Source organism: Streptomyces sp. NPDC006510 (genome assembly GCF_040611955.1).
GTDB lineage: Bacteria > Actinomycetota > Actinomycetes > Streptomycetales > Streptomycetaceae > Streptomyces.
In genome coordinates this window covers 1-21334 of record NZ_JBEXPH010000033.1, presented here as the reverse complement: position 1 = coordinate 21334, position 21334 = coordinate 1, and the positions used below count along the sequence as shown (strand labels likewise).

Below are 21334 nucleotides of genomic sequence, written 5' to 3'. Positions count from 1 at the left end.
CACGCCGCTCAAAATCCGGCCCGGGACGAAGGGGAGAAAACGATCAAGGGAACAAGTGTTCTATTCTCTGTCCAGTGCTACCGAGGAGGCGTCCATGCGCTGGGAGAATCTGGTCGAGAACCCCGCCACGACCGGGAACAGCGCGCTCTTCACCGCGGACGCGGTGACCACGCGCACCTTTGACACCCCCGAATTCCGGGGGATCACCTTCCATGAGATCCGGGCCCGCTCGATCGTGAACCGGGTGCCGGGCGCGTCGCGGATGCCGTTCGAATGGACCGTCAATCCGTACAGAGGCTGCTCGCACGCCTGTGTCTACTGCTTCGCCCGCAAGACCCACAGCTATCTGGACCTCGACACCGGCCTCGGCTTCGACTCCCAGATCGTCGTCAAGATCAACGCCCCGGAGCTGCTGCGCGCTCACCTCGCCTCCAGCCGATGGCACGGCGCGCACATCGCGATGGGCACCAATGTGGACTGCTACCAGCGGGCCGAGGGCCGGTACCGGCTGATGCCCGGCATCATCTCGGCCCTGCGCGATCACGCGAACCCGTTCTCGATCCTGACCAAGGGAACGCTGATCCTGCGCGATCTGGAACTGCTGCGCCAGGCGGCCGAGGTCACCGACGTCGGCATCTCCGTCTCGGTCGGCTTCGTCGACGACGCGCTGTGGCGCACCGTCGAGCCCGGCACCCCCTCCCCCGGGCGCCGCCTCGACGCCGTCCGCACCCTGAGCGAGAACGGCATCGACTGCGGCGTACTGATGGCCCCCGTCATCCCGTTCCTCGGCGACCATCCGGACCAGCTGCGCGCCACGGTCCGCGCGATCGCCGCCGCCGGGGCGACCTCGGTGACCCCACTCGTCCTCCATCTGCGGCCCGGCGCCCGGGAGTGGTACATGCAGTGGCTCGGGAACCACCACCCCCATCTGGTGCGGCGGTACGAGCGGCTGTACGCGGAAGGGGCCTACGCGCCCAAGTGGTACCAGCGCCGCATCACCCGGTACGTCCACGAGCTGGCGACCGAATTCGGCATCGGGCCCTCGCACCGCGGCGCGGCCCGCCGGCTCCCCGCTCGGAAGGAGCAGTGGTCACCGCTCGACACCCCCGGGCCCACCCAGCTGACCCTGCTCTGATCTGCCCGGACCTTCGCGGACGCCCCAGGCGGAACCGACAAGGGCAAACGGGTCAACTCTTGACGCAACAGGTCCTTCCTGGCGTGAATGCGGGGAGCATGCGGCGGGGGCTGCGCCACGCGCAGCCGTGTTTCCCCCACCACGGGAGGCCATATGACGAAACGTTCGGGAATTCTGATCGCCGTCGGTGCGACGGTCGCCGGTCTGGTGACCGCCGCACCGTCCCCGGCGACCGCCGACAACGGTGCGCGGCCCGCCGCCGCGCAGCTCGAATGGACCGACTGCGGCACCAAGTCGTATCCGCGGCTGCAGTGCTCATCGGTCAGTACACCGCTCGATCATGACGATCCGTCGGGCCGACGGATCACTCTCGCCCTGTCCCGTATCCCGCACACCGCGAAGACGTTCCAGGGTCCGTTGCTCGTCAATCCGGGCGGCCCGGGGGGCAGCGGCCTGTCGATGGCCGGATTCGTGGCGTCCTCACTGCCGAAGGCGGTCGCCGCCCAGTACGACGTGATCGGCTTCGATCCGCGCGGTGTGGGGAAGAGCAGGCCGGCACTGAACTGCGTACCGAAGTACTTCGATCCGCTGCGCCCCGACTCGGTGCCGGACCTGCCCGGCGCCGAGCTGGCCAACCGGAACCGGGCCCGTTCGTTCGCCGAGGCGTGCGGGCGCATGTACCCGGATCTGCTGCCCCACATGGACACGGTCAGCGCCGCGAAGGACCTCGATGTGATCCGGCGGGCCACCGGCTCCCGGCAGCTCAACTACTTCGGGTACTCCTACGGCACCTACCTCGGCGCGGTGTACGCCAAGCTCTTCCCGGAGCGGGTGCGACGCCTCGCCCTCGACTCGAACGTCGACCCGGACGGCGTCTGGTACGACGACAACATCAGCCAGGACTACGCCTTCGACGCCCGCCACAAGGCGTTCGCCGCCTGGGTGGCGAAGCACGACTCCACGTACCGGCTCGGCACCGACCCGGCGAAGGTCGAGAGCACCTGGTACGCGATGCGTGCGGCGGTCAAAGCGCACCCCGCGGGCGGGAAGGTCGGCCCGAGCGAGCTGGAGGACACCTACCTGCCGGGTGCCTACTACAACGGGTACTGGCCGTATCTGGCCGAGGCGTTCGCCGCGTACGCCAACGACGGCGACCAGGACGCGCTCGTGAAGGCACACCAGAGGTTCGGCGCGGTCGACGCCGAGGGCGACAACGGGTACTCGGTCTACGCGGCCGTGCAGTGCCGCGACGCCCAGTGGCCCCGGCAGTGGATCACCTGGCGCGGCGACAGCCGGCGGGTGTACGCCAAGGCGCCCTTCTTCACCTGGAACAACAGCTGGTACAACGCTCCGTGTGCCGACTGGCCGGTGGAGCCGCTGAATCCGGTGCGCGTCTCCAACAGCGCAATTCCGCCGGTGCTGCTCTTCCAGGCCACCGATGACGCGGCCACACCGTACGAGGGCGGGGTCACCCTGCACCGCAGGCTGCGCGGCTCCAGCCTGGTCGTCGAGCAGGGCGGCGGCAATCACGGCGTCACGCTGAGCGGCAACGACTGCCTGGACACCTATCTGGCGGACTATCTCGCCAAGGGCACCGTCCCGCGCGGCGGCGGCAGCCGGGCCGACGTGGACGCGGTGTGCGCCAAGTCCCCCGACCCGCAGCCGCTGACCGGTGAGGCGGCGTCGAAGTCGGTGCGGCGGACGGATTCCGGCAGCAGGGGCAGCACCCTGCACGGGCTGCTCGGCTTCCGCGGCTGACGGCCCGCGGTCCGGATCGCGTACGGGCCACCCTGACGGATGCGCCAGGATGGCCCGTATGACGACACGGACCACACCCGTCCCGCCCGCCGACGTACTGGTGCGGGACATGACCGTCGAGGACTGCGAGGCCGTCGCGCGGGTCCGGGTGCGCGGCTGGCAGGCCGCGTACGCGGGACTGGTGCCGCAGTCGTATCTGGACGACATGGACCTCGCCGAGGACGCGGAGCGGCGCCGCTCGTCCTTCACCGGGGGCAGCACGATCGTGAACATGGTGGCCGAACGGCCGGGCCACGGGGTGATCGGCTGGGCCTGCTACGGCCCGTACCGCGAGAACGGCAGGCGGCTCGCGCGGGGCGAGCTGTACGCGCTCTATGTGGCGCCCGAGCAGATCGGGACCGGGTCGGGCCGCGCCCTGATGGCGGAGATACTCACCCGCACCGCCGCCGAGGGCTTCCCGGACCTGGCGCTGTGGGTACTGAAGGAGAACACCCCGGCCCGCCGCTTCTACGAGCGCGCGGGCTTCCGCCCCGACGGCGCCGAGGAGTCCTTCGAGGCGGACGGCGTACTCGTGCCCGAGGTGCGCTACGTACGCGCTCTCGGCAGCCCCGCCGCTTCCTGAGCCCGGCGCCTCCTCAGGGCGCGCCCAGCCGGCCGAGCGCGTCCCGGGCCGCGCCGCCCAGTCTCGGGTGCGGCAGTGCCGCCTCCAGGAGCGGGCGGGCCTGCTCGTCCCCCAGCTGTCCGAGCCCCTCCACGCAGGCGAGCGCCACCCGCCAGTGCGGATCGTCGGGGGCGAGCAGCCGCTCCAGGGTGCTCATCAGGGCCGGTACCGACTCCGGGGCCCGCAGCGCGGTGAGCAGCCGCACCGGGTGCAGGGCGTACGCGGTGCGCAGGGTGTTGGTCGCCAGGGCCGCGGCGGCCCGGGGCGTACGGGGGTCGCCCAGGCACACCAGGGCGTGGGCGGCCGAGACGCAGCGCTCCGGGTCGCGGTGGTTGAGCAGCAGGACCAGCGCCTCGAAGGCCCGCCGGTCGCCGCCGCAGCCGAGCCGGAAGGCGGCGATCTCACGGGCCCAGAGCGGGCGTTCGCGTTCCACCAGGACGCGGGCCAGCTCCTCCTCGTCCTCGGCGGCGAGCAGTCCGCGGTACGCCGCCGACTCCCCCGCCGCATCCGCTTCATCAGCAAGCCGGTCCGCCAGCGACCGGAACTCCTCGTCCATGACCGTCAGCGTATCGGCGGGGACTCTGCGTATCGAGGGGCGGGGGAAGTGTGGCATGGCGCACATCGACCCGGGGCTGGCGCGCTCGTTACCGGGCAGTTAATCTCATGTGAGCGGGACACGATCCCCGCTTGCTCCGGTGGCCTGGTGACGCAGCCACCCGGAGTGCTTGTCGGTTCGGCAGCTTTGCGAGACGTGACTCCGGGACAGAGTCCGTCGCCCCTTTCCGGGTCCGGGCGTGCTCATCGCGCGCCGGCCCCGAGTACCACGACACGCAATTCCCGCACGTGTCGCGCCGGTTCTCCCTCATCACTGCGCGCCGTGCCTCCTCACAGTCGTCACTCATTCTCTGGAGTCCCGTGATGGACACCCCGCTCAGCACCATTGCCGTCGTCGGCCTCGGAACCATGGGCACCGGCATCGCCGAGGTCCTGGCCCGCGCCGGCCACGAGGTCATCGGCATCGACATCAGCGACGAGGCCGCCCGCCGGGCCGTCGCCGCCCTGGAGACCGCGACCGCCCGCGCCGTGCGGCGCGAGCGGATCACCGAACAGGAGCGGAGCGACGTCCTCGCCCGGTTCCGTACCTTCGCCGACCTCCAGGCCGCCGCGGAGGCGGAGCTGGTCATCGAGGTCGTGCCCGAGTCGTACGAGATCAAGCAGCAGGTCTTCCGGGAGCTCGACGCGATCGTCTCCCCCACCACGATCCTGGCGACCGGCACCAACGCCCTGTCGGTGACCCGGCTGGCCGCCGAATCGCTGCGCCCCGAGCGTGTGCTCGGCCTGCACTTCTTCAACCCGGCGCCGGCCATGAAGCTGGTCGAGGTGGTCTCCTCGGTGCTGACCGCGCCGCCGGCCGTCGAGGCGGTCACCGAGCTCGCCCGCAGCCTGGGGAAGGAACCGGTCGCGGTCGGTGACCGGCCGGGCTTCGTCGCCGACGGGCTGCTGTTCGGGTACCTCAACCAGGCCGCCGCGATGTACGAGGCCAACTACGCCTCCCGGGAGGACATCGACGCGGCGATGAAGCTCGGCTGCGGTCTGCCGATGGGCCCGCTCGCCCTGCTCGACCTGATCGGGATCGACACCGCCCGTACCGTCCTGGAGGCGATGTACTCCGAGTCGCACGACCGGCTGCACGCCCCGGCGCCCGTTCTCCGGCAGCTGAGCGAAGCGGGGCTGACCGGCCGCAAGTCGGGCCGCGGCTTCTACACGTACGAGGGTCCCGGCGGTCAGACCGTGGTGGCGGACGCGCTGACCCCGCGGGACAACGGGTCGGCGGGGGCAGGACGCACGGTGCGTTCGGTGGGTGTCGCGGGTTCCGGGACGATGGCCTCGGGGATCGCCGAAGTCTTCGCGAAGGCCGGGTACGACGTAGTGCTCGCCGCCCGCGGCCAGGAGAAGGCGGACACGGCGAAGGCCCGGATCGCCAAGTCGCTGGAGCGTTCCGTCGCCAAGGGGCGGCTGACGGCCGAGGCACGGGACGGGGCCCTGGCCCGGATCACCGCGGCCGGTTCGCTGGACGCCTTCGCCGATGTCGATCTCGCGGTGGAGGCCGTCGCCGAGGATCTGGCGGTCAAGCAGCAGCTGTTCGGGATCCTGGACAAGGTCTGCAAGCCGGGTGCCGTCCTCGCCACCACCACCTCCTCGCTGCCGGTCGTGGCGATCGCGCGGGCCACTTCGCGTCCGCAGGACGTGATCGGGATGCACTTCTTCAACCCGGCGCCGGCGATGAAGCTGGTCGAGGTGGTCCGTACGGTGCTCACCGCCGACGAGGTCCACGCCACCGTCCGCGAGGTGTGCGGCAAGGTCCGCAAGCACCCGGTGGACTGCGGGGACCGGGCCGGTTTCATCGTGAACGCGCTGCTGTTCCCGTACCTCAACAACGCGATCAAGATGGTCGGGGAGCACTACGCGACCCTCGACGACATCGACGCCGCGATGAAGCTGGGCGGCGGCTACCCGATGGGCCCGTTCGAACTGCTCGACGTCGTCGGTCTCGATGTCTCGCTGGCCATCGAGAAGGTGCTGCACAGCGAGTTCCGTGACCCGGGCCTGGCTCCGGCCCCGCTGCTCGAACACCTGGTGGCCGCCGGCTGCCTCGGCCGCAAGACGGGGCGCGGCTTCCGCGAACATGCCCGGCGCTGAGAAAGCTGCCGGGTGGGGCGGGCTGCTCGATCCGTCGGGCGGCCCGCCCCCACGGGCGCACTCCCCCGACCCGATGCAGTACGTTCACACCATGTCCCAGCCCGCCAGGTCCCCCCGTGTCTCCGCCGCGCCCGACACCCAGGAAAGTGCCGCAGGCACGCGCGCCGCCGCCCAACGGCTCAAAATGCGCCGTGAACTGGCCGCCGCGGCGATGGAACTCTTCGCCACCAAGGGGTACGAGGCGACGACGGTCGACGAGATCGCGGGCGCCGCCGGAGTCGCCCGGCGGACCTTCTTCCGGCACTTCCGCTCCAAGGAAGAGGCGATCTTCCCGGACCACGACGACACCCTCGTCAGGGCCGAGGCCGTCCTCAATGCCGCGCCGGCGCACGAGCACCCCCTCGACACCGTCTGCCGCGGCATCAAGGAAGTCATGAAGATGTACGCGGCGAAGCCCGCGGTCTCCGTGGCCCGTTACAAGCTGACCCGCGAGGTCCCCACCCTGCGCGAGGCGGAGATCGCGTCGGTGGCCCGCTACGAGCGGCTGTTCACCCGCTATCTGCTGGGCCATTTCGACGAGCGCGACCACCATGTCGGCAACGACGACCCACTGCTGGCGGAGGTCGCGGCGTCCGCCGTGGTCACCGCGCACAACCATGTGCTGCGCCGCTGGCTGCGGGCGGGCGGCGAGGGCGACGTGGAGGCGCAGCTCGACCATGCCTTCGCGATCGTCCGCGACACCTTCGGGACCGGCATCGGGGCCGGGCGGACCGTCGGCGCCGAGCCCGCGAAGCAGCCGGCCGCCTCGGTGACCTCCCAGGGCGAGGTGCTGGTCGCCGTGGCCCGGACCGACGCACCGCTCGACGAAGTGATGCGCACGATCCAGCAGGCGCTCCAGGACCGGTGACCGGGGGGCGAGCCGGCCCGGCACGCCCCCACCACCGAAACCTGGTTGCCGCACCCGCGCACCCGGTGTTGTGGTGGGCGGATGACTCGTGATCACAATGCGCTTCTGACCCTTTTCGACCGCGAGATGCGCGAGCACGCCCGCCCCGACGGCCCCGGCGTCCGGGTCGAGCGCACCGGCGACGTCGTACGGCAGGTCGGCGCGGCCGACGACTGGAACGGCGTCGTCTGGTCGGCCCCGGACCTGGATCCCGCACGGGCGGACGCGGTGATCGCGGCACAGGTGGCGCACTACACCGCGCTCGGGCACGGCGAATTCGAGTGGAAGCTGTACGCGCACGACCGGCCGGCCGATCTGGCCCACCGGCTCCTGGCGGCCGGTTTCGAGGCGGAGGAGCCGGAGACCCTGCTGGTCGCCCCGGTCGCGGAGCTCTCGACGGCGGTGGAGCTCCCCGACGGTGTGCGGCTGCGCACCGTGAGCGACCCGGACGACGTGGAGCTGATGGTCCGCGCCCATGAGCGGGCGTTCGGTTCGGACTGGTCGCGGCTGCGGCATCAGGTGCTGGCCCGGCTGGCCGAGGACCCGGACGGCTTCGTCGGCGTCCTCGCCATGGTGGGCGACGAGCCGGTGAGCTCGGCCCGGATGGAGCTGTACCCGGGCACGGGCTTCGCGGGGCTCTGGGGCGGCGGCACGGTCGAGGCATGGCGCGGGAAGGGCATCTACCGGGCGCTGGTGGCCTTCCGCGCCCGGATCGCGGCGGAGCGCGGCTACGGCTACCTTCAGGTCGATGCCTCCGACATGAGCAGCCCGATCCTCCGTCGACTCGGGTTCCTGGCCCTGAGCACCACGACCCCCTACGTGTACCGGTCGCACTGATCGATCATTCACGGTCTTTTACCGGGCATAACTCCGCGAAACACCCCCCACGCTGCTCATACGTGCCCGGCGGGTGACAACTGAGAGAAATTGTTGGCACCGAGTGCCTTGCCAGGTGTCACGGAGTGCCATACGTTGAAGTTGTCCGGGCGGCCGGCGTGCTGAGATCTCACGTACGCCGGCTGTCCCCGCAAGCGAGTTGCCTGCGCGCCCGGACGCCTGCGTCACAGGCAAACCCTTCTGCTCCACAGAGCAAGCCGAAGCTTTGACAGCCGAACCGACGGCAGCACCTCCACACCACACCGCTCCCTCTCTTGCTCGCAGGGACTCGCAAGCGTTCCCTCAGCGCCCCCATCCGCCGGAGGCACACCGTGAAGGAAATCCTGGACGCGATCCAATCGCCGGACAGCACAGCCGCAGACTTCGCGGCCCTGTCCATCCCCGAGTCGTACCGCGCGGTGACCGTGCACAAGGACGAGACCGCGATGTTCGACGGGCTCGCCACTCGCGACAAGGACCCCCGTAAGTCGCTGCACCTCGACGAGGTCCCGGTGCCCGAACTCGGGCCCGGCGAGGCCCTGGTCGCCGTCATGGCGAGCTCGGTGAACTACAACTCCGTCTGGACCTCGATCTTCGAGCCGATGGCCACCTTCGGCTTCCTGGAGCGCTACGGAAAGCTCAGCGAGCTCACCAAGCGCCACGACCTGCCGTACCACGTCATCGGTTCCGACCTGGCGGGCGTCGTCCTGCGCACCGGTCCCGGTGTCAACGCCTGGCACCCCGGCGACGAGGTCGTCGCACACTGCCTCTCGGTCGAACTGGAGTCCTCGGACGGCCACAACGACACGATGCTCGACCCGGAGCAGCGCATCTGGGGCTTCGAGACCAACTTCGGCGGGCTGGCGGAGATCGCGCTCGTCAAGTCCAACCAGCTGATGCCGAAGCCGCAGCACCTCAGCTGGGAGGAGGCCGCGGCTCCGGGCCTGGTCAACTCCACCGCGTACCGCCAGCTCGTCTCGCGCAACGGCGCGGGCATGAAGCAGGGCGACAACGTGCTGATCTGGGGCGCCAGCGGCGGACTCGGCTCGTACGCCACGCAGTTCGCCCTGGCCGGCGGCGCCAACCCGATCTGTGTCGTCTCCAGCGAGCAGAAGGCCGACATCTGCCGGAAGATGGGCGCCGAGGCGATCATCGACCGCACCGCCGAGGGCTACAAGTTCTGGAAGGACGAGCACAACCAGGACCCGCGCGAGTGGAAGCGGTTCGGCAAGCGCATCCGTGAACTCACCGGCGGCGAGGACGTGGACATCGTCTTCGAGCACCCGGGCCGCGAGACCTTCGGCGCCTCGGTGTACGTGACCCGCAAGGGCGGCACGATCGTCACCTGCGCCTCCACGTCCGGCTACAACCACGAGTACGACAACCGCTACCTGTGGATGTCGCTCAAGAAGATCGTGGGCTCGCACTTCGCCAACTACCGCGAGGCGTGGGAGGCCAACCGGCTGGTCGCCAAGGGCAGGATCCATCCCACGCTGTCGAAGGTCTACTCCCTGGATGAGACCGGCCAGGCCGCGTACGACGTCCACCGAAACCTCCACCAGGGCAAGGTCGGCGTGCTGGCACTGGCGCCGCGCGAGGGGCTGGGCGTGCGCGACGAGGAACTGCGCGAGCGGCACATCGACGCCATCAACCTGTTCCGTGACGCGTCAGCGGAACGGACCGACGAGCACAGCAGGAATGTCTGACATGAGCGGGCGTCAGAAGGACCGCCCGTGGCTCATGCGGACGTACGCCGGTCACTCGACCGCCGAGGCGTCCAACGAGCTCTACCGGCGCAACCTCGCCAAGGGCCAGACCGGCCTGTCGGTCGCCTTCGACCTGCCGACGCAGACCGGGTACGACCCCGACCACATCCTCGCCCGCGGCGAGGTCGGCCGGGTCGGCGTGCCGGTGTCGCACCTCGGTGACATGCGCCGGCTGTTCCAGGACATCCCCCTGGAGCAGATGAACACCTCGATGACGATCAACGCCACCGCGATGTGGCTGCTGGCGCTCTATCAGGTGGTCGCCGAGGAGCAGGGCGCCGATCCCACCAAGCTCCAGGGCACCACGCAGAACGACATCGTCAAGGAATACCTCTCGCGCGGGACGCACGTCTTCCCGCCCGGTCCCTCGCTGCGGCTGACCACCGACATGATCACGTACACGGTCAACCGCATCCCGAAGTGGAACCCGATCAACATCTGCAGCTACCACCTCCAGGAGGCGGGGGCCACCCCGGTCCAGGAGATCGCGTACGCCATGTCGACGGCGATCGCCGTGCTCGACGCGGTCCGTGACTCGGGACAGGTGCCGGAGGAGAAGTTCGGCGATGTCGTCGCCCGGATCTCCTTCTTCGTGAACGCGGGCGTCCGCTTCATCGAGGAGATGTGCAAGATGCGCGCCTTCGGCCGCATCTGGGACCAGGTCACCCGCGAGCGGTACGGCATCACCGACGCCAAGCAGCGCCGCTTCCGCTACGGCGTCCAGGTCAACTCGCTCGGGCTGACCGAGGCGCAGCCGGAGAACAACGTCCAGCGCATCGTCCTGGAGATGCTGGCCGTCACACTCTCCAAGGACGCCCGCGCCCGCGCCGTCCAGCTGCCGGCCTGGAACGAGGCGCTGGGGCTCCCCCGGCCCTGGGACCAGCAGTGGTCGCTCCGCATCCAGCAGGTGCTCGCGCACGAGAGCGATCTGCTGGAGTACGAGGACATCTTCGCCGGGTCGCATGTCATCGAGGCCAAGGTGGACGAGCTGGTCACCGAGTCGCTCGCCGAGATCGGCCGGATCGAGCGGATGGGCGGTGCCATGGCGGCCGTCGAGTCCGGCTATCTGAAGTCCGAACTGGTCTCCTCGCACGCCGCCCGCCGGGCCCGGATCGAGGGCGGCGAGGAGCGGATCGTCGGCGTCAACATCTACGAGACGACGGAGCCGAACCCGCTCACCGCGGACCTGGACGGGGCGATCATGACGGTCGACCCCGCCAATGAGGCCAGGGTCGTCGCCGCCCTCCACGACTGGCGCGACAACCGCGACGAGGCCCGCGCCACCGAGGCGCTGGCCGCGCTGAAGAAGGCCGCCGCGGGCACCGACAACATGATGGAAGCGACCGTGGAGTGCGCCCGCGCCGGTGTCACCACCGGCGAGTGGTCCTGGGCGCTGCGCGATGTCTTCGGCGAGTTCCGGGCGCCGACGGGCGTCTCGTCCGCGCCGGTCGCGGTGACCGCCGAGGCGGGCACCCCGCTCGCCCTGGTCCGCGAGAAGGTCGCCCGCACCGCGGCCGACCTGGGCGCCGGACGGCTGCGGCTGCTGGTCGGCAAGCCGGGCCTGGACGGGCACTCCAACGGCGCCGAGCAGATCGCCGTACGGGCCCGTGACGCCGGCTTCGAGGTCGTCTACCAGGGGATCAGACTGACCCCCGAGCAGATCGTCTCGGCCGCCCTCGCCGAGGACGTGCACTGCGTCGGTCTGTCGATCCTGTCCGGCTCGCACGCCGAGCTCGTACCGGACGTGCTCACCCGGCTGCGCGCGGCGGGCGCCGCCGACATCCCGGTCATCGCGGGCGGGATCATTCCGCCCGCCGACGCGTCGGCCCTGATCGGGGCCGGTGTCGCCGCCGTATTCACCCCGAAGGATTTCGGTATCACGGAGATCATCGGCCGTATCGTCGACGAGATCCGGAAAGCGAACAAGCTCGACCCTCTGGAGGTCCCCGCATGACTGCCGTCAACCGCCTGCGTCCGCGCCGTTCGTGTCTGGCAGTGCCCGGCTCGAACCCGCGGTTCCTGGAGAAGGCCCAGGGCCTCCCGGCCGACCAGGTCTTCCTCGACCTGGAGGACGCCTGTGCGCCGCTCGCCAAGGAGGGCGCCCGGCACACCATCGTCGACGCGCTGAACAACGGTGACTGGACGGGCAAGACCCGGGTCGTGCGGGTCAACGACTGGACCACGCACTGGACGTACCGCGATGTCATCACGGTCGTCGAGGGTGCCGGCCAGAACCTCGACTGCATCATGCTGCCCAAGGTCCAGGACGCCCAGCAGGTCGTCGCCCTCGACCTGCTGCTGACCCAGATCGAGAAGACGATGGGCTTCGAGGTCGGGAAGATCGGCATCGAGGCGCAGATCGAGAACGCCAAGGGCCTGGTGAACATCGACGACATCGCCGCCGCCTCGCCGCGTCTGGAGACGCTGATCTTCGGCCCGGCCGACTTCATGGCGTCGATCAACATGAAGACCCTGGTCGTCGGTCAGCAGCCGCCCGGGTACGGCGCGGACGCGTACCACTACATCCTGATGCGCATTCTGATGGCGGCCCGTACACACGATCTCCAGGCGATCGACGGTCCCTTCCTGCAGATCCGTGACGTGGACGCGTACCGCGAGGTCGCGGGCCGGGCGGCGGCGCTGGGCTTCGACGGCAAGTGGGTGCTGCACCCGGGCCAGGTGGACGCGGCCAACGAGGTGTTCTCGCCCTCGCAGGAGGACTACGACCACGCCGAGCTGATCCTCGACGCGTACGAGTGGTGCACCTCCGAGGAGGGCGGCAAGAAGGGCTCGGCGATGCTCGGGGACGAGATGATCGACGAGGCGAGCCGGAAGATGGCCCTGGTCATCGCGGGCAAGGGCCGCGCGGCCGGTATGCAGCGCACTTCCAAGTTCGAAGCGCCGGAGGCCTGATCATGCAGTTCGGACGCACATACGAGGAGTTCGAGGTCGGTGCGGTCTACAAGCACTGGCCCGGAAAGACGGTCACCGAGTACGACGACCACCTCTTCTGCCTGCTGACCATGAATCATCACCCGTTGCACATGGACAGCAACTACGCGGAGCGGACGACCGATTTCGGAAAGAACGTTGTCGTCGGCAACTACATCTACTCACTCTTGCTCGGCATGTCCGTTCCCGACGTCTCCGGAAAGGCGATCGCCAATCTGGAGGTCGAGTCGCTGAAGCATGTCGCACCGACCTTCCACGGCGACACGATCTACGGCGAGACGACCGTTCTCGACAAAACTCCGTCAAAGTCCAGGAGCGACCGCGGAATCGTCTACGTGGAGACCAAGGGCTACAAGCAGGACGGGACACTCGTCTGCGTGTTCCGTCGCAAGGTGATGGTCCCCACCGAGACGTACATCAAGGAGCGCGGCGGCGAGCAGCCCGGCCGCCCCGAGCTGAACCAGCCTTCGCAGAAGAACGTGGAGAAGTAGCCATGACGCGACTCGCCCAGACCGCCGGCCTCAACGACGTCCAGCAGGAAATCCTCTCCACGGTCCGGGATTTCGTCGACAAGGAGATCATTCCGGTCGCGACCCAGCTGGAACACCGTGACGAGTACCCCACCGAGATCGTCGAGGGGCTCAAGGAACTCGGCCTGTTCGGGCTGATGATCCCCGAGGAGTACGGGGGCCTGGGTGAGTCGCTTCTCACATACGCGCTGTGCGTGGAGGAAATCGCCCGCGGCTGGATGAGCGTGTCGGGAATCATCAATACGCACTTCATCGTGGCGTACATGCTCAAGCAGCACGGCACCCAGGAGCAGAAGGACACGTTCCTGCCGCGCATGGCGCTGGGCGAGGTCCGGGGCGCGTTCTCGATGTCCGAGCCGGCGCTGGGCTCGGACGTCTCGGCGATCACCTCCAAGGGCGTCAAGGACGGCGAGGAGTACGTCCTGAACGGCCAGAAGATGTGGCTGACGAACGGTGGCACGTCCTCGCTCGTCGCCGTTCTGTGCCGGAGTGACGAAGGCCACCCCGAGGGGACCGCCCCGCACAAGTCGATGACCACATTCCTGGTGGAGAAGGAGCCCGGTTTCGGCGAGGTCCGGCCCGGTCTCACCATCCCCGGCAAAATCGACAAAATGGGTTACAAGGGCGTAGACACGACCGAACTCATCATGGATGGGCTACGAATTCCGGCCAATCGGGTGTTGGGCGGCACCACCGGTCGAGGGTTTTACCAAATGATGGACGGAGTCGAGGTCGGCCGGGTGAATGTGGCGGCGCGTGGCTGCGGCGTCGCGCAGCGTGCATTCGAGCTGGGAGTTTCCTACGCCCAACAGCGTCAGACCTTCGGAAAGCCGATCGCCCAGCATCAGGCGATCCAGTTCAAGCTGGCCGAAATGGCCACCAAGGTCGAAGCCGCCCATGCGATGATGGTAAATGCAGCGCGCAAAAAGGACTCCGGGGAACGAAATGACCTGGAGGCAGGGATGGCGAAGTACCTCGCCTCCGAGTACTGCAAGGAAGTCGTCGAGGACGCCTTCCGCATCCACGGCGGTTACGGCTTCTCCAAGGAGTACGAGATCGAGCGCCTCTACCGGGAGGCCCCGATGCTGCTGATCGGTGAAGGTACCGCCGAGATCCAGAAAATGATCATCGGGCGCCGACTCCTCGAGGAGTACCGGTTCCAGGGTTGATTGTCCCTTTCGAGGTGATTTAGCCGCGAAGAAGATCACACCCTGTCATCCTCGGGCGGTGCCTTCCAGCCGTCCGACTCGGCTGCTGGCTTGCCCAGTTGTTGCTCGCAACCGATAACATCGCCGGAAAAGCCGCCGTCCCCCGTTGCCAGCGCGGCATCATCCGCTACGAAGGTCATCCATGCCCGACAGCCAAACCTCTGCACCACGCGGCGGGGTCCGCCTTGCGCGCGGAGCTTCGCCGTGGCTCCTCCCGACCGTCGCCACCGCGGCACTCAGCCTCGCCCGGGCCCGCAGGTCCGGGCGCTGGGCCGCGGTCGCCGTGCCCACCACCGCGCTCGCGGCGGGCATGCTGTGGTTCTTCCGCGACCCCGAGCGCGAGATCGCCCAGGGGCGGGTCATTTCGCCCGCCGACGGTGTGGTGCAGAGCATCATGCCGTGGAAGGACGGACGCACCCGTGTCGCGATCTTCATGAGCCCGCTGAATGTCCACGTCAACCGCGCGCCACTGGCCGGCACGGTGACCTCGGTCGAGCACGTCCCCGGCGGGTTCGTTCCGGCATTCAACAAGGAGAGCGAGAACAACGAGCGCGTTGTCTGGCACTTCGACACCGAGCTCGGCGACATCGAGATGGTGCAGATCGCGGGTGCGGTCGCCCGGCGCATCGTCCCGTACATCCCGCAGGGCACGAAGGTGGAGCAGGGCGAGCGCATCGGCCTGATCCGCTTCGGCTCGCGGGTCGACATCTACCTTCCGGAAGGTGTCGATGTCGCGGTCGAGGTCGGCCAGGCCACCACCGCGGGGGTGACTCGAATTGACCGTGATTGATCCTGATACACAAGCAGGCTGGGTACCCGAGGCGGAGTCCGAGGAGGACGCCGGCGAGGACATGCCGCTCTCTCTGCGGCTGTCGATAGCGGACACCCTCACTCTCGGTAACGCCACGTGCGGCTTCATGGCGGTGTACTTCACCACCACCGGAATCCTGATCCCGCACCTCACGGGCAGCGACGAGAGCGGCATGGCCCGGCACTCCGCGGCCACCGCCGTGATCCTCATGCTCCTGGCGGCGGTCTTCGACCTCTTCGACGGACTCGTGGCCCGCAAGTTGCGCTCCTCGCCGATGGGTGCCGAGCTGGACAACCTCTCGGACCTGATCAGCTTCGGGCTCGCCCCGGCGTACTTCGTCCTCGTGTACGGCATGGTCGCGGACGACGCGCACCAGCGGGTGTCGGCGCTGGCGGCGATCGTGGTGCTGCTGGCGGTGGTGCTCAGACTCGCCAGATTCTCCTGCGTGACCATGAAGGACGGCATGTTCCAAGGCATGCCGAGCCCCTTCGGGGCGCTGACGGTCGTCTCGATCGTGCTCCTGGAGCTGCCCTTCGTACCGACGCTGCTCGCGATCGTCGGGGTGGCATGGCTGATGGTCAGCCGGGTCGAGTACCCGAAGCCGCGGGGCGTCCTCGCGGTGGCGATGCTCAGCTGGATCGTGGCCGCGATGGGGCTCCTCGCCGCGTGGGCGTTCGACGCCCCCGGCGGTCAGCTGCTCCTCCAGACCGGCTGTGCGCTGCAGGTGGTCCTGGGAGCGGTCATCCCGCTCTTCGCGACGGCGCGGCGGGTGAACACCTTCCGCGACAACCGGCGCGAGGCACGGACGGCGCAGCTGCCGTAGCGGCTGGCACACCACATGCGAAGGACCCGGGTGCTCCCCAGCACCCGGGTCCTTCTGCGTACGCCCATGACTCGGCGGCCTCGGCGTACCCGCTGCAGGCGAGCCCCTCGCCCCGGCGGGTGTTCCGCGTGACATGGCTGAGCCCCTCCCGCACGGTGTCCGTGTCGAAGTGGACCGACTCGGGCTCCCGTCCACGGCCGGCACTCGGTCGGTGGCCGCGGACCCGTCGTACGCCGATCCCCCTCGGAGATCCGGTTGGCCAACTCACTGATCATGCAACGGTGTTGGCGGCCCACGTCGTCCGCGACCTGGGAGTGCGGGGCGCTGCCGGCCGATGGCCGCGGCGCGACGGTCCGAATCGCCGCCTCCACGGACGCGCAAGAGCTGTTCGGGGACGTGGGCACAGTATGTTTGGGCCCGACCGGCCAGCCGGGTCGATGCGCATCCGATCGGCTGACGGCGCCCGTGGTGGGCGTGGTCTTCGGAGCCGGGCCATGATGATGAAGGACTCGGAACCCGATGACAGACAACTCCGACATGATCGACTTCGTCCGAGCGCGCCTCGCCGAGGAAGAACGCATCGCGCAGGCGGCGGGCGGCGACAGCTGGCGGTGTCCGGCCGATGTCCCCGGCGAAGTCCATGACCGGTCCGGGGGCATCGCGTTCAGCGTGCGGAACCTCGGTTTCGACCAGCACATCGCCTTTCAGGACCCCGCGCGTACGATGCGGCGCATCGAGACGAGCAGAGTGCTCCTCAACGAGTACGCGGAGGTCGCCGGCCTGGACACCGACCGCCCCGATCACGACTTCCGGTCCGGCCGGGCCGTCGGGCTGGGATTCGCCGTCCGGCAACTGGCCGCGGAACACGCCGGCCACCCCGAGTACCGGGCCAGATGGCTCCCCCGGTTCATCCAGTAGCGGTCCGGTGCGGTCGGTGCCCGCCCGCCCAGGCACCGCCCGCGTCACTCAGTGCAGTGCGCCCCGGGAGGTGCCCCGGAGTCCGGCCGCGGCAAGGGCGGCTCCCAGCAGGCAGAGAGATGCCGGTGACGAGCACGGCGGTGTGCACACCGTTCATGAACGCCTGGCCGCCGCCCTCCACGACCGCCGCCCCGAGCCGGGTGGGCATGTCGATCCGCGGTGGACGCGAAAGCCCATGGGTGCCCGCGGAGACGGATACCGCGCGTGGTCGTCGTGTCCCCTCGGTGGGGACACGGGGTCTACTCGGCGGCGGGCGCGGGGCGCAGGTGGCGCGTGAGCGATGTGAGCGCGCCGACGGCCGAACCGAGCGCGCCCATCTCGCCGTCGGTGAGGGACTGGAGGGCATGGGCGATGTGCGCGCCCCCAGACGCTGGACCTCGGTCAGCTCACGCCGGGCCCTGGGGGCAGGTGCAGATGGGCGATCCGCTTGTCGCCGGTGTCCTGACGCCGCTCCAGCAGCCCCTGCCGGGTGAGCTGGGAGACCAGGGCGCTGACGTTGTTCGGCCGCATCAGCAGGGCATCGGCGGCCGTCCATGCGCCGCAAGCTCCGTGCCCCGGCCACGGGCCTCCTGCGGAGGCGGCAGGAGGGCTAAGGTTTCAGAAGGGGCGCATCGCACCGCTCAGGGACGCCATGCACCGACACCGCAGCGCATCGGACAACACCCAGGAGCTCCTCCTCACCCTGGGGCATCTTGTCGATCAGGCATTGGAGAACATCAGACTCCAGCGTGCCCGGGCGGAAATGGGCCTGGCCCTGCAGCAGCACATGCTCCCCGCCGAACTGCCCGACTTTCCGGGCATCAGGATCGGGGCCCGGTACTCGCCCTCGCAGGACGGCCTGGCTGTCGGCGGTGACTTCTACGACGCGTTCTCGATGCGGGACGGGGTCGCGGGGATCACCATCGGCGATGTGCAGGGGCACGGGGTGGAGGCCGCCGCTTTCATGGGTGAGGCCCGAGCCAGCCTCAGGGCCCTCGCCAGCGTCACGGTCGATCCCGGCAAGGTGCTGGCCTGCGCCAACGATCTGCTGATCTCGCTGGGCGGCGACCTGTTCACGACCTGCTGCCTGCTGAGCGTCGCCCCGGAGAGCGGCGAGCTGTCCGTGGCACGGGCCGGACACGTACCGATCGTATGGGGCACCGACGACGGCGACTCCGGCATCTCCCAGGACGACGGCGGGGTGCCCCTGGGCATCCTGCGCGGCCAGCGGTACCCCGTGAGCCGCCGACGTCTGCTGCGGCCCGGGTACCTGGTCCTGCTGACCGACGGGGTCGTGGAAGGGCCGTCGTATCCGATGGACGAGGGGCTCGCCGCGGTGTCGGAGCTGGTCGGCGCGGCCGACGCAGCCGATCCCGGCGATCTGGCCGCGCGGCTGATCCAGGTGGCGGACCTGACCGGTCACGAGGACGACGCCGCCGTGCTCGTCGTCCGCTACGACGGTCCGCCGGGAGCGACCGGCCGGGACGGGGCATGACACGTTCGCGGGCCGGGCCGGTGGCGGGACGTACCCGTTCGCCGCCTGACCGGCGCGGAGTCGGCGCGCCCACCCCGGCGGCATGCGGCGGCTTGGTGTCTGATGCTGGAGTGGTGGACAGAGCACGGCTCCGGCAGCTGACGGTCAAGGTCCTGACGGTCCTCGCGGTGGCCGTCTGCTACTACGCGACGGCCCGTCTGGGGCTGCTCCAGCAACTGGTGCGCGGACAGGTCACCCCGTTGTGGCCGCCGAGCGGGATCGCGGTCGCCGCACTGCTGGTCCTCGGGTTGCGGATCTGGCCCGGAATCGCTCTCGGCGCCCTCGCCGTCAACATCACCATCGGGCCTTCCGTTCTGCCCGTACTGGCCATCGCCGCCGGAAACACGATCGCCCCGGTCTGTTCCTGCCTGCTGCTGCGGCGCGCGGAGTTCCGCAACGAACTCGACCGGCTGCGGGACGCGCTGGCGCTGGTCTTCCTGGGCGCGCTGGCGGGCATGCTGATCAGCGCGACGGTGGGCGCCGGCACCCTGCTCCTCTCCGGTGCGATCCGGGCCGACGGCTTCTGGCCGACCTGGTCGGTCTGGTGGACGGGCGACGCCATGGGCGTCATGGTCGTGACACCGTTCCTGCTCGCTGTCCGCAGAGCCCGTCTGCCGTACGGCATCGGCCCGGCCAGATGGGCGGAGGCCGCCGCGCTGGGGGTGTGCACCGGGGCCGTCACCGTGCTGGCGACCGACATCGCCGGTGCTTCGCTGCTCTTCCTCGTGTCACCGTTCCTGATCTGGGCCGCTTTCCGCTTCGAGCGGGCCGGCGCCGCGTGCTGCGCACTGGGCGTGTCCACTCTCGCGATCCTCGCCGCCGGACGGATGACCGGTCCCTTCGCCCACCACGGCCTGCTCACCAACATGATCACCCTCCAGGCCTTCATCGGCTCCACCGCGCTCACCTCCCTGCTGCTGGCCGCGGTCGTCACCGAACGGAACCGCACCTATCACGAGATCAAGCGGCTCTGTGTGCAACTCTCCGAGAAGGTGACCCGGCCGGACTCCTGAGTCACTCCATCGGTCCCGCGACGGGTGCGGGGGCCGGCGATCCGCAGCATTCTGATGGGCGACGGCACCGCGACGAAGGCAACCGGACGCCGGAACTCGGGCGGACGGGCGCCGTAAGAGGTGGAGCCATGCCCCATGTGTCTGCGAATGTCCATGTGTCCCGCCCCGCCGACGAGATATTTTCGTTCCTCCGGGATCCGCGGAACCTGGCCGAGTGGTCCTCGAGTATCGACCGGGTGATAGAGGGCCCGATCGCCACCGAGCTGGGTGACGAGTACACCTGCAAGTTTCCGGGCAGACGACGGGCGCACCGTCTCCGGTGCACCGCGAGCACACCCGTCGAATACCTGGCTTTCCGCGGTGCGGGCATGTGGACGCCACTGGGCCGGCACTCCCCGGAGCTGGAGTTCCGGCTGAGCCCGAGCCGGCAGGGCACGACGGTCACCGTTTCCGTGAAGCCCCATCTGGACGGCGGAATGATCATTCTCGCGCCGCTCGTGACGATGGCCTGGCGTCGGGACCTGCCTTCGGAGCTCCGGTGTCTGGCCGATCTGCTGAGCGGTGGGGACGGGGCGGGCGACACGGGGGACGGACAGGACACGGCGCCATCCGTGGGGTCGCCCGGGTGACCGGAGTGACCCGGGGCCGGGGGCGCGCCCCCGGCCGCAACACCAGCACTGTCCGCAATCGCCGGACAGGCCCGATTTCCGTCCGGCTACAGCAGGAAGTCGCGCGCGATCGCCTCGGATGCCCGCTCCAGCAGCGGTCCGGCCTGGGCCATGGAGACCGCGGGGTCCGGTTCCAGGTCCGCGAGGGCGTACGCGCGGCGGATGCCCGCCGCGGTCAGGGCCTCCGGCGGCAGGGCCAGGCGGCCGCAGACCGCCACGACCTCGATCCCCGCGGCGCGGGCCGCCGCCGCCACTCCCGCCGGGGCCTTGCCGTGGAGGGTCTGCTCGTCGAGCGAACCCTCCCCGGTGATCACCAGGGTGGCGCGGGCCAGTGCCGGGGCGAAGCCGAGTACGTCGAGCATGACCTCGATGCCGGGGCGGAACCGGGCGCCGAGGCCGACCAACGCCCCGTAGCCGATACCGCCGGCGGCCCCCGCACCGGGCAGCGCGGCATGGTCCGGGCCCAGGACGGACGCGTAGTGGGCGAGCGCCGCGTCGAGGGTCGCGATGTCCTGCTCGGTCGCGCCCTTCTGCCTGCCGTAGACCTCGGGGGCGCCCTTCGGGCCCGTCAGCGGGTTGTCCACGTCGCTGGCGAGGATCAGGTCCACATCGGCCAGTCGCGGATCGAGTCCGGAGAGGTCCGCCTCCGCCAGGTCGGCGAGGCCGCCGCCACCGGGGCCGACGGGTTTGCCGTCCGCGTCCAGGAAACGGGCGCCGAGCGCGGCCAGCATGCCCGCGCCGCCGTCCGTCGTCGCGCTGCCGCCGACGCCGAACACGATCGTCCGGGCACCCGCGTCGAGCGCGGCGGCGAGCAGCTCGCCGGAGCCGTACGTCGTGGCCGTGAGCGGGGCGAACACCCCTGCGGGCAGGTGCTGGAGGCCCGACGCCTCGGCCATCTCCACCACCGCCGTGGTGTCGCGCAGCGCGTACGCCGCGGTCACCGGGTCGCCGAGAGGTCCGGTCACCCTCGCCTCGCGGCGCTCGAACCCGGCGGCC

Annotated in this window: 19 protein-coding genes and 1 pseudogene; 17 read left to right on the top strand and 3 right to left on the bottom strand. The window is 69.9% G+C overall.

Annotated features, from left to right (window positions below; all coding sequences use genetic code 11):
• Positions 1 to 94 precede the first annotated feature (94 nt).
• The 3 genes from ABZY11_RS13535 to ABZY11_RS13525 all read left to right on the top strand — a co-directional run bounded on the left by ABZY11_RS13535 (position 95) and on the right by ABZY11_RS13525 (position 3515).
• Positions 95 to 1135, top strand: a complete 1041-nt coding sequence (locus tag ABZY11_RS13535; protein WP_356479270.1) for an Rv2578c family radical SAM protein — start codon at positions 95 to 97, stop codon at positions 1133 to 1135.
• A gap of 153 nt (positions 1136 to 1288) precedes the next feature.
• A complete protein-coding gene (locus ABZY11_RS13530) occupies positions 1289 to 2893 on the top strand; it encodes an alpha/beta hydrolase (protein ID WP_356479269.1) in 1605 nt (534 codons plus the stop codon).
• Positions 2894 to 2951: 58 nt separating this feature from the next.
• The gene (locus ABZY11_RS13525) at positions 2952 to 3515 is read left to right on the top strand and encodes a GNAT family N-acetyltransferase (RefSeq protein WP_356479268.1); all 564 of its coding nucleotides are present in this window, start codon (positions 2952 to 2954) and stop codon (positions 3513 to 3515) included.
• A gap of 13 nt (positions 3516 to 3528) precedes the next feature.
• On the opposite strand, the gene ABZY11_RS13520 is transcribed toward ABZY11_RS13525, so the two are convergent.
• Positions 3529 to 4110 carry an adenylosuccinate lyase gene (locus ABZY11_RS13520; RefSeq protein ID WP_356479267.1) on the bottom strand — a complete coding sequence of 194 codons (582 nt, stop codon included), beginning with the start codon at positions 4108 to 4110 and terminating at the stop codon, positions 3529 to 3531.
• A gap of 362 nt (positions 4111 to 4472) precedes the next feature.
• Here ABZY11_RS13520 and ABZY11_RS13515 point away from each other — a divergent pair, with 362 nt between their 5' ends.
• From ABZY11_RS13515 to ABZY11_RS13465, 11 genes are all read left to right on the top strand, one after another.
• Positions 4473 to 6254, top strand: coding sequence for a 3-hydroxybutyryl-CoA dehydrogenase (locus ABZY11_RS13515; RefSeq protein WP_356479266.1), 1782 nt, complete (start codon positions 4473 to 4475; stop codon positions 6252 to 6254).
• Between the two features lie 91 nt (positions 6255 to 6345).
• The gene (locus tag ABZY11_RS13510) at positions 6346 to 7161 is read left to right on the top strand and encodes a TetR family transcriptional regulator (protein ID WP_356479265.1); all 816 of its coding nucleotides are present in this window, start codon (positions 6346 to 6348) and stop codon (positions 7159 to 7161) included.
• A gap of 81 nt (positions 7162 to 7242) precedes the next feature.
• Positions 7243 to 8037 (top strand): GNAT family N-acetyltransferase, encoded by a 795-nt coding sequence (locus ABZY11_RS13505; RefSeq protein ID WP_356479264.1) that lies wholly within the window; start codon positions 7243 to 7245, stop codon positions 8035 to 8037.
• 371 nt (positions 8038 to 8408) lie between these two features.
• Positions 8409 to 9782, top strand: a complete 1374-nt coding sequence (ccrA, locus tag ABZY11_RS13500) for a crotonyl-CoA carboxylase/reductase (RefSeq protein WP_356479263.1) — start codon at positions 8409 to 8411, stop codon at positions 9780 to 9782.
• 1 nt (position 9783) lies between these two features.
• A complete protein-coding gene (locus ABZY11_RS13495; RefSeq protein WP_356479262.1) occupies positions 9784 to 11796 on the top strand; it encodes a protein meaA in 2013 nt (670 codons plus the stop codon).
• Entirely contained in the window at positions 11793 to 12755 is a 963-nt protein-coding gene (locus ABZY11_RS13490) for a CoA ester lyase (protein WP_266728439.1), read from the top strand. Before ABZY11_RS13495 ends, ABZY11_RS13490 begins: the two co-directional genes overlap by 4 nt.
• Positions 12756 to 12757: 2 nt before the next feature.
• Complete coding sequence (locus ABZY11_RS13485) at positions 12758 to 13285, top strand: MaoC family dehydratase (RefSeq protein ID WP_124721487.1); 528 nt, start codon at positions 12758 to 12760, stop codon at positions 13283 to 13285.
• 2 nt (positions 13286 to 13287) lie between these two features.
• A complete protein-coding gene (locus tag ABZY11_RS13480) occupies positions 13288 to 14493 on the top strand; it encodes an acyl-CoA dehydrogenase family protein (protein WP_356479261.1) in 1206 nt (401 codons plus the stop codon).
• Between the two features lie 181 nt (positions 14494 to 14674).
• Positions 14675 to 15322 (top strand): phosphatidylserine decarboxylase, encoded by a 648-nt coding sequence (locus ABZY11_RS13475; RefSeq protein ID WP_356479260.1) that lies wholly within the window; start codon positions 14675 to 14677, stop codon positions 15320 to 15322.
• On the top strand, positions 15309 to 16166 hold the full coding sequence (pssA, locus tag ABZY11_RS13470) for a CDP-diacylglycerol--serine O-phosphatidyltransferase (RefSeq protein ID WP_259929500.1): 858 nt from the start codon (positions 15309 to 15311) through the stop codon (positions 16164 to 16166). Before ABZY11_RS13475 ends, pssA begins: the two co-directional genes overlap by 14 nt.
• Before the next feature lie 519 nt (positions 16167 to 16685).
• Positions 16686 to 17084, top strand: a complete 399-nt coding sequence (locus tag ABZY11_RS13465; protein WP_356479259.1) for a DUF6221 family protein — start codon at positions 16686 to 16688, stop codon at positions 17082 to 17084.
• Between the two features lie 299 nt (positions 17085 to 17383).
• Here the strand turns inward: ABZY11_RS13465 and ABZY11_RS13460 are convergent.
• Positions 17384 to 17672: pseudogene (locus tag ABZY11_RS13460) on the bottom strand (MarR family transcriptional regulator); the annotation flags it as partial.
• A 103-nt stretch (positions 17673 to 17775) separates the two neighbouring features.
• Between ABZY11_RS13460 and ABZY11_RS13455 the strand changes: the two are divergent.
• The 3 genes from ABZY11_RS13455 (at position 17776) to ABZY11_RS13445 (ending at position 20299) form a co-directional block, all read left to right on the top strand.
• Positions 17776 to 18618, top strand: coding sequence for a PP2C family protein-serine/threonine phosphatase (locus ABZY11_RS13455; RefSeq protein ID WP_356479258.1), 843 nt, complete (start codon positions 17776 to 17778; stop codon positions 18616 to 18618).
• 113 nt (positions 18619 to 18731) lie between these two features.
• Positions 18732 to 19670, top strand: a complete 939-nt coding sequence (locus ABZY11_RS13450; protein WP_356479299.1) for an MASE1 domain-containing protein — start codon at positions 18732 to 18734, stop codon at positions 19668 to 19670.
• Between the two features lie 128 nt (positions 19671 to 19798).
• Positions 19799 to 20299, top strand: a complete 501-nt coding sequence (locus tag ABZY11_RS13445) for an SRPBCC family protein (RefSeq protein ID WP_356479257.1) — start codon at positions 19799 to 19801, stop codon at positions 20297 to 20299.
• A gap of 86 nt (positions 20300 to 20385) precedes the next feature.
• Here the strand turns inward: ABZY11_RS13445 and ABZY11_RS13440 are convergent.
• On the bottom strand, positions 20386 to 21334 hold a 949-nt coding region (locus ABZY11_RS13440), incomplete at its 5' end, for a glycerate kinase (protein WP_356479256.1).

Excerpts from the sequence above, each read along its gene's own strand:
- ABZY11_RS13535 (WP_356479270.1), top strand. The coding sequence starts at position 95 with ATGCGCTGGGAGAATCTGGTCGAGAACCCCGCCACGACCGGGAACAGC.
- ABZY11_RS13530 (WP_356479269.1), top strand. The coding sequence starts at position 1,289 with ATGACGAAACGTTCGGGAATTCTGATCGCCGTCGGTGCGACGGTCGCC.
- ABZY11_RS13525 (WP_356479268.1), top strand. The coding sequence starts at position 2,952 with ATGACGACACGGACCACACCCGTCCCGCCCGCCGACGTACTGGTGCGG.
- ABZY11_RS13520 (WP_356479267.1), bottom strand. The coding sequence starts at position 4,110 with ATGGACGAGGAGTTCCGGTCGCTGGCGGACCGGCTTGCTGATGAAGCG.
- ABZY11_RS13515 (WP_356479266.1), top strand. The coding sequence starts at position 4,473 with ATGGACACCCCGCTCAGCACCATTGCCGTCGTCGGCCTCGGAACCATG.
- ABZY11_RS13510 (WP_356479265.1), top strand. The coding sequence starts at position 6,346 with ATGTCCCAGCCCGCCAGGTCCCCCCGTGTCTCCGCCGCGCCCGACACC.
- ABZY11_RS13505 (WP_356479264.1), top strand. The coding sequence starts at position 7,243 with ATGACTCGTGATCACAATGCGCTTCTGACCCTTTTCGACCGCGAGATG.
- ABZY11_RS13495 (WP_356479262.1), top strand. The coding sequence starts at position 9,784 with ATGAGCGGGCGTCAGAAGGACCGCCCGTGGCTCATGCGGACGTACGCC.
- ABZY11_RS13490 (WP_266728439.1), top strand. The coding sequence starts at position 11,793 with ATGACTGCCGTCAACCGCCTGCGTCCGCGCCGTTCGTGTCTGGCAGTG.
- ABZY11_RS13485 (WP_124721487.1), top strand. The coding sequence starts at position 12,758 with ATGCAGTTCGGACGCACATACGAGGAGTTCGAGGTCGGTGCGGTCTAC.
- ABZY11_RS13480 (WP_356479261.1), top strand. The coding sequence starts at position 13,288 with ATGACGCGACTCGCCCAGACCGCCGGCCTCAACGACGTCCAGCAGGAA.
- ABZY11_RS13475 (WP_356479260.1), top strand. The coding sequence starts at position 14,675 with ATGCCCGACAGCCAAACCTCTGCACCACGCGGCGGGGTCCGCCTTGCG.
- ABZY11_RS13465 (WP_356479259.1), top strand. The coding sequence starts at position 16,686 with ATGACAGACAACTCCGACATGATCGACTTCGTCCGAGCGCGCCTCGCC.
- ABZY11_RS13455 (WP_356479258.1), top strand. The coding sequence starts at position 17,776 with ATGCACCGACACCGCAGCGCATCGGACAACACCCAGGAGCTCCTCCTC.
- ABZY11_RS13445 (WP_356479257.1), top strand. The coding sequence starts at position 19,799 with ATGCCCCATGTGTCTGCGAATGTCCATGTGTCCCGCCCCGCCGACGAG.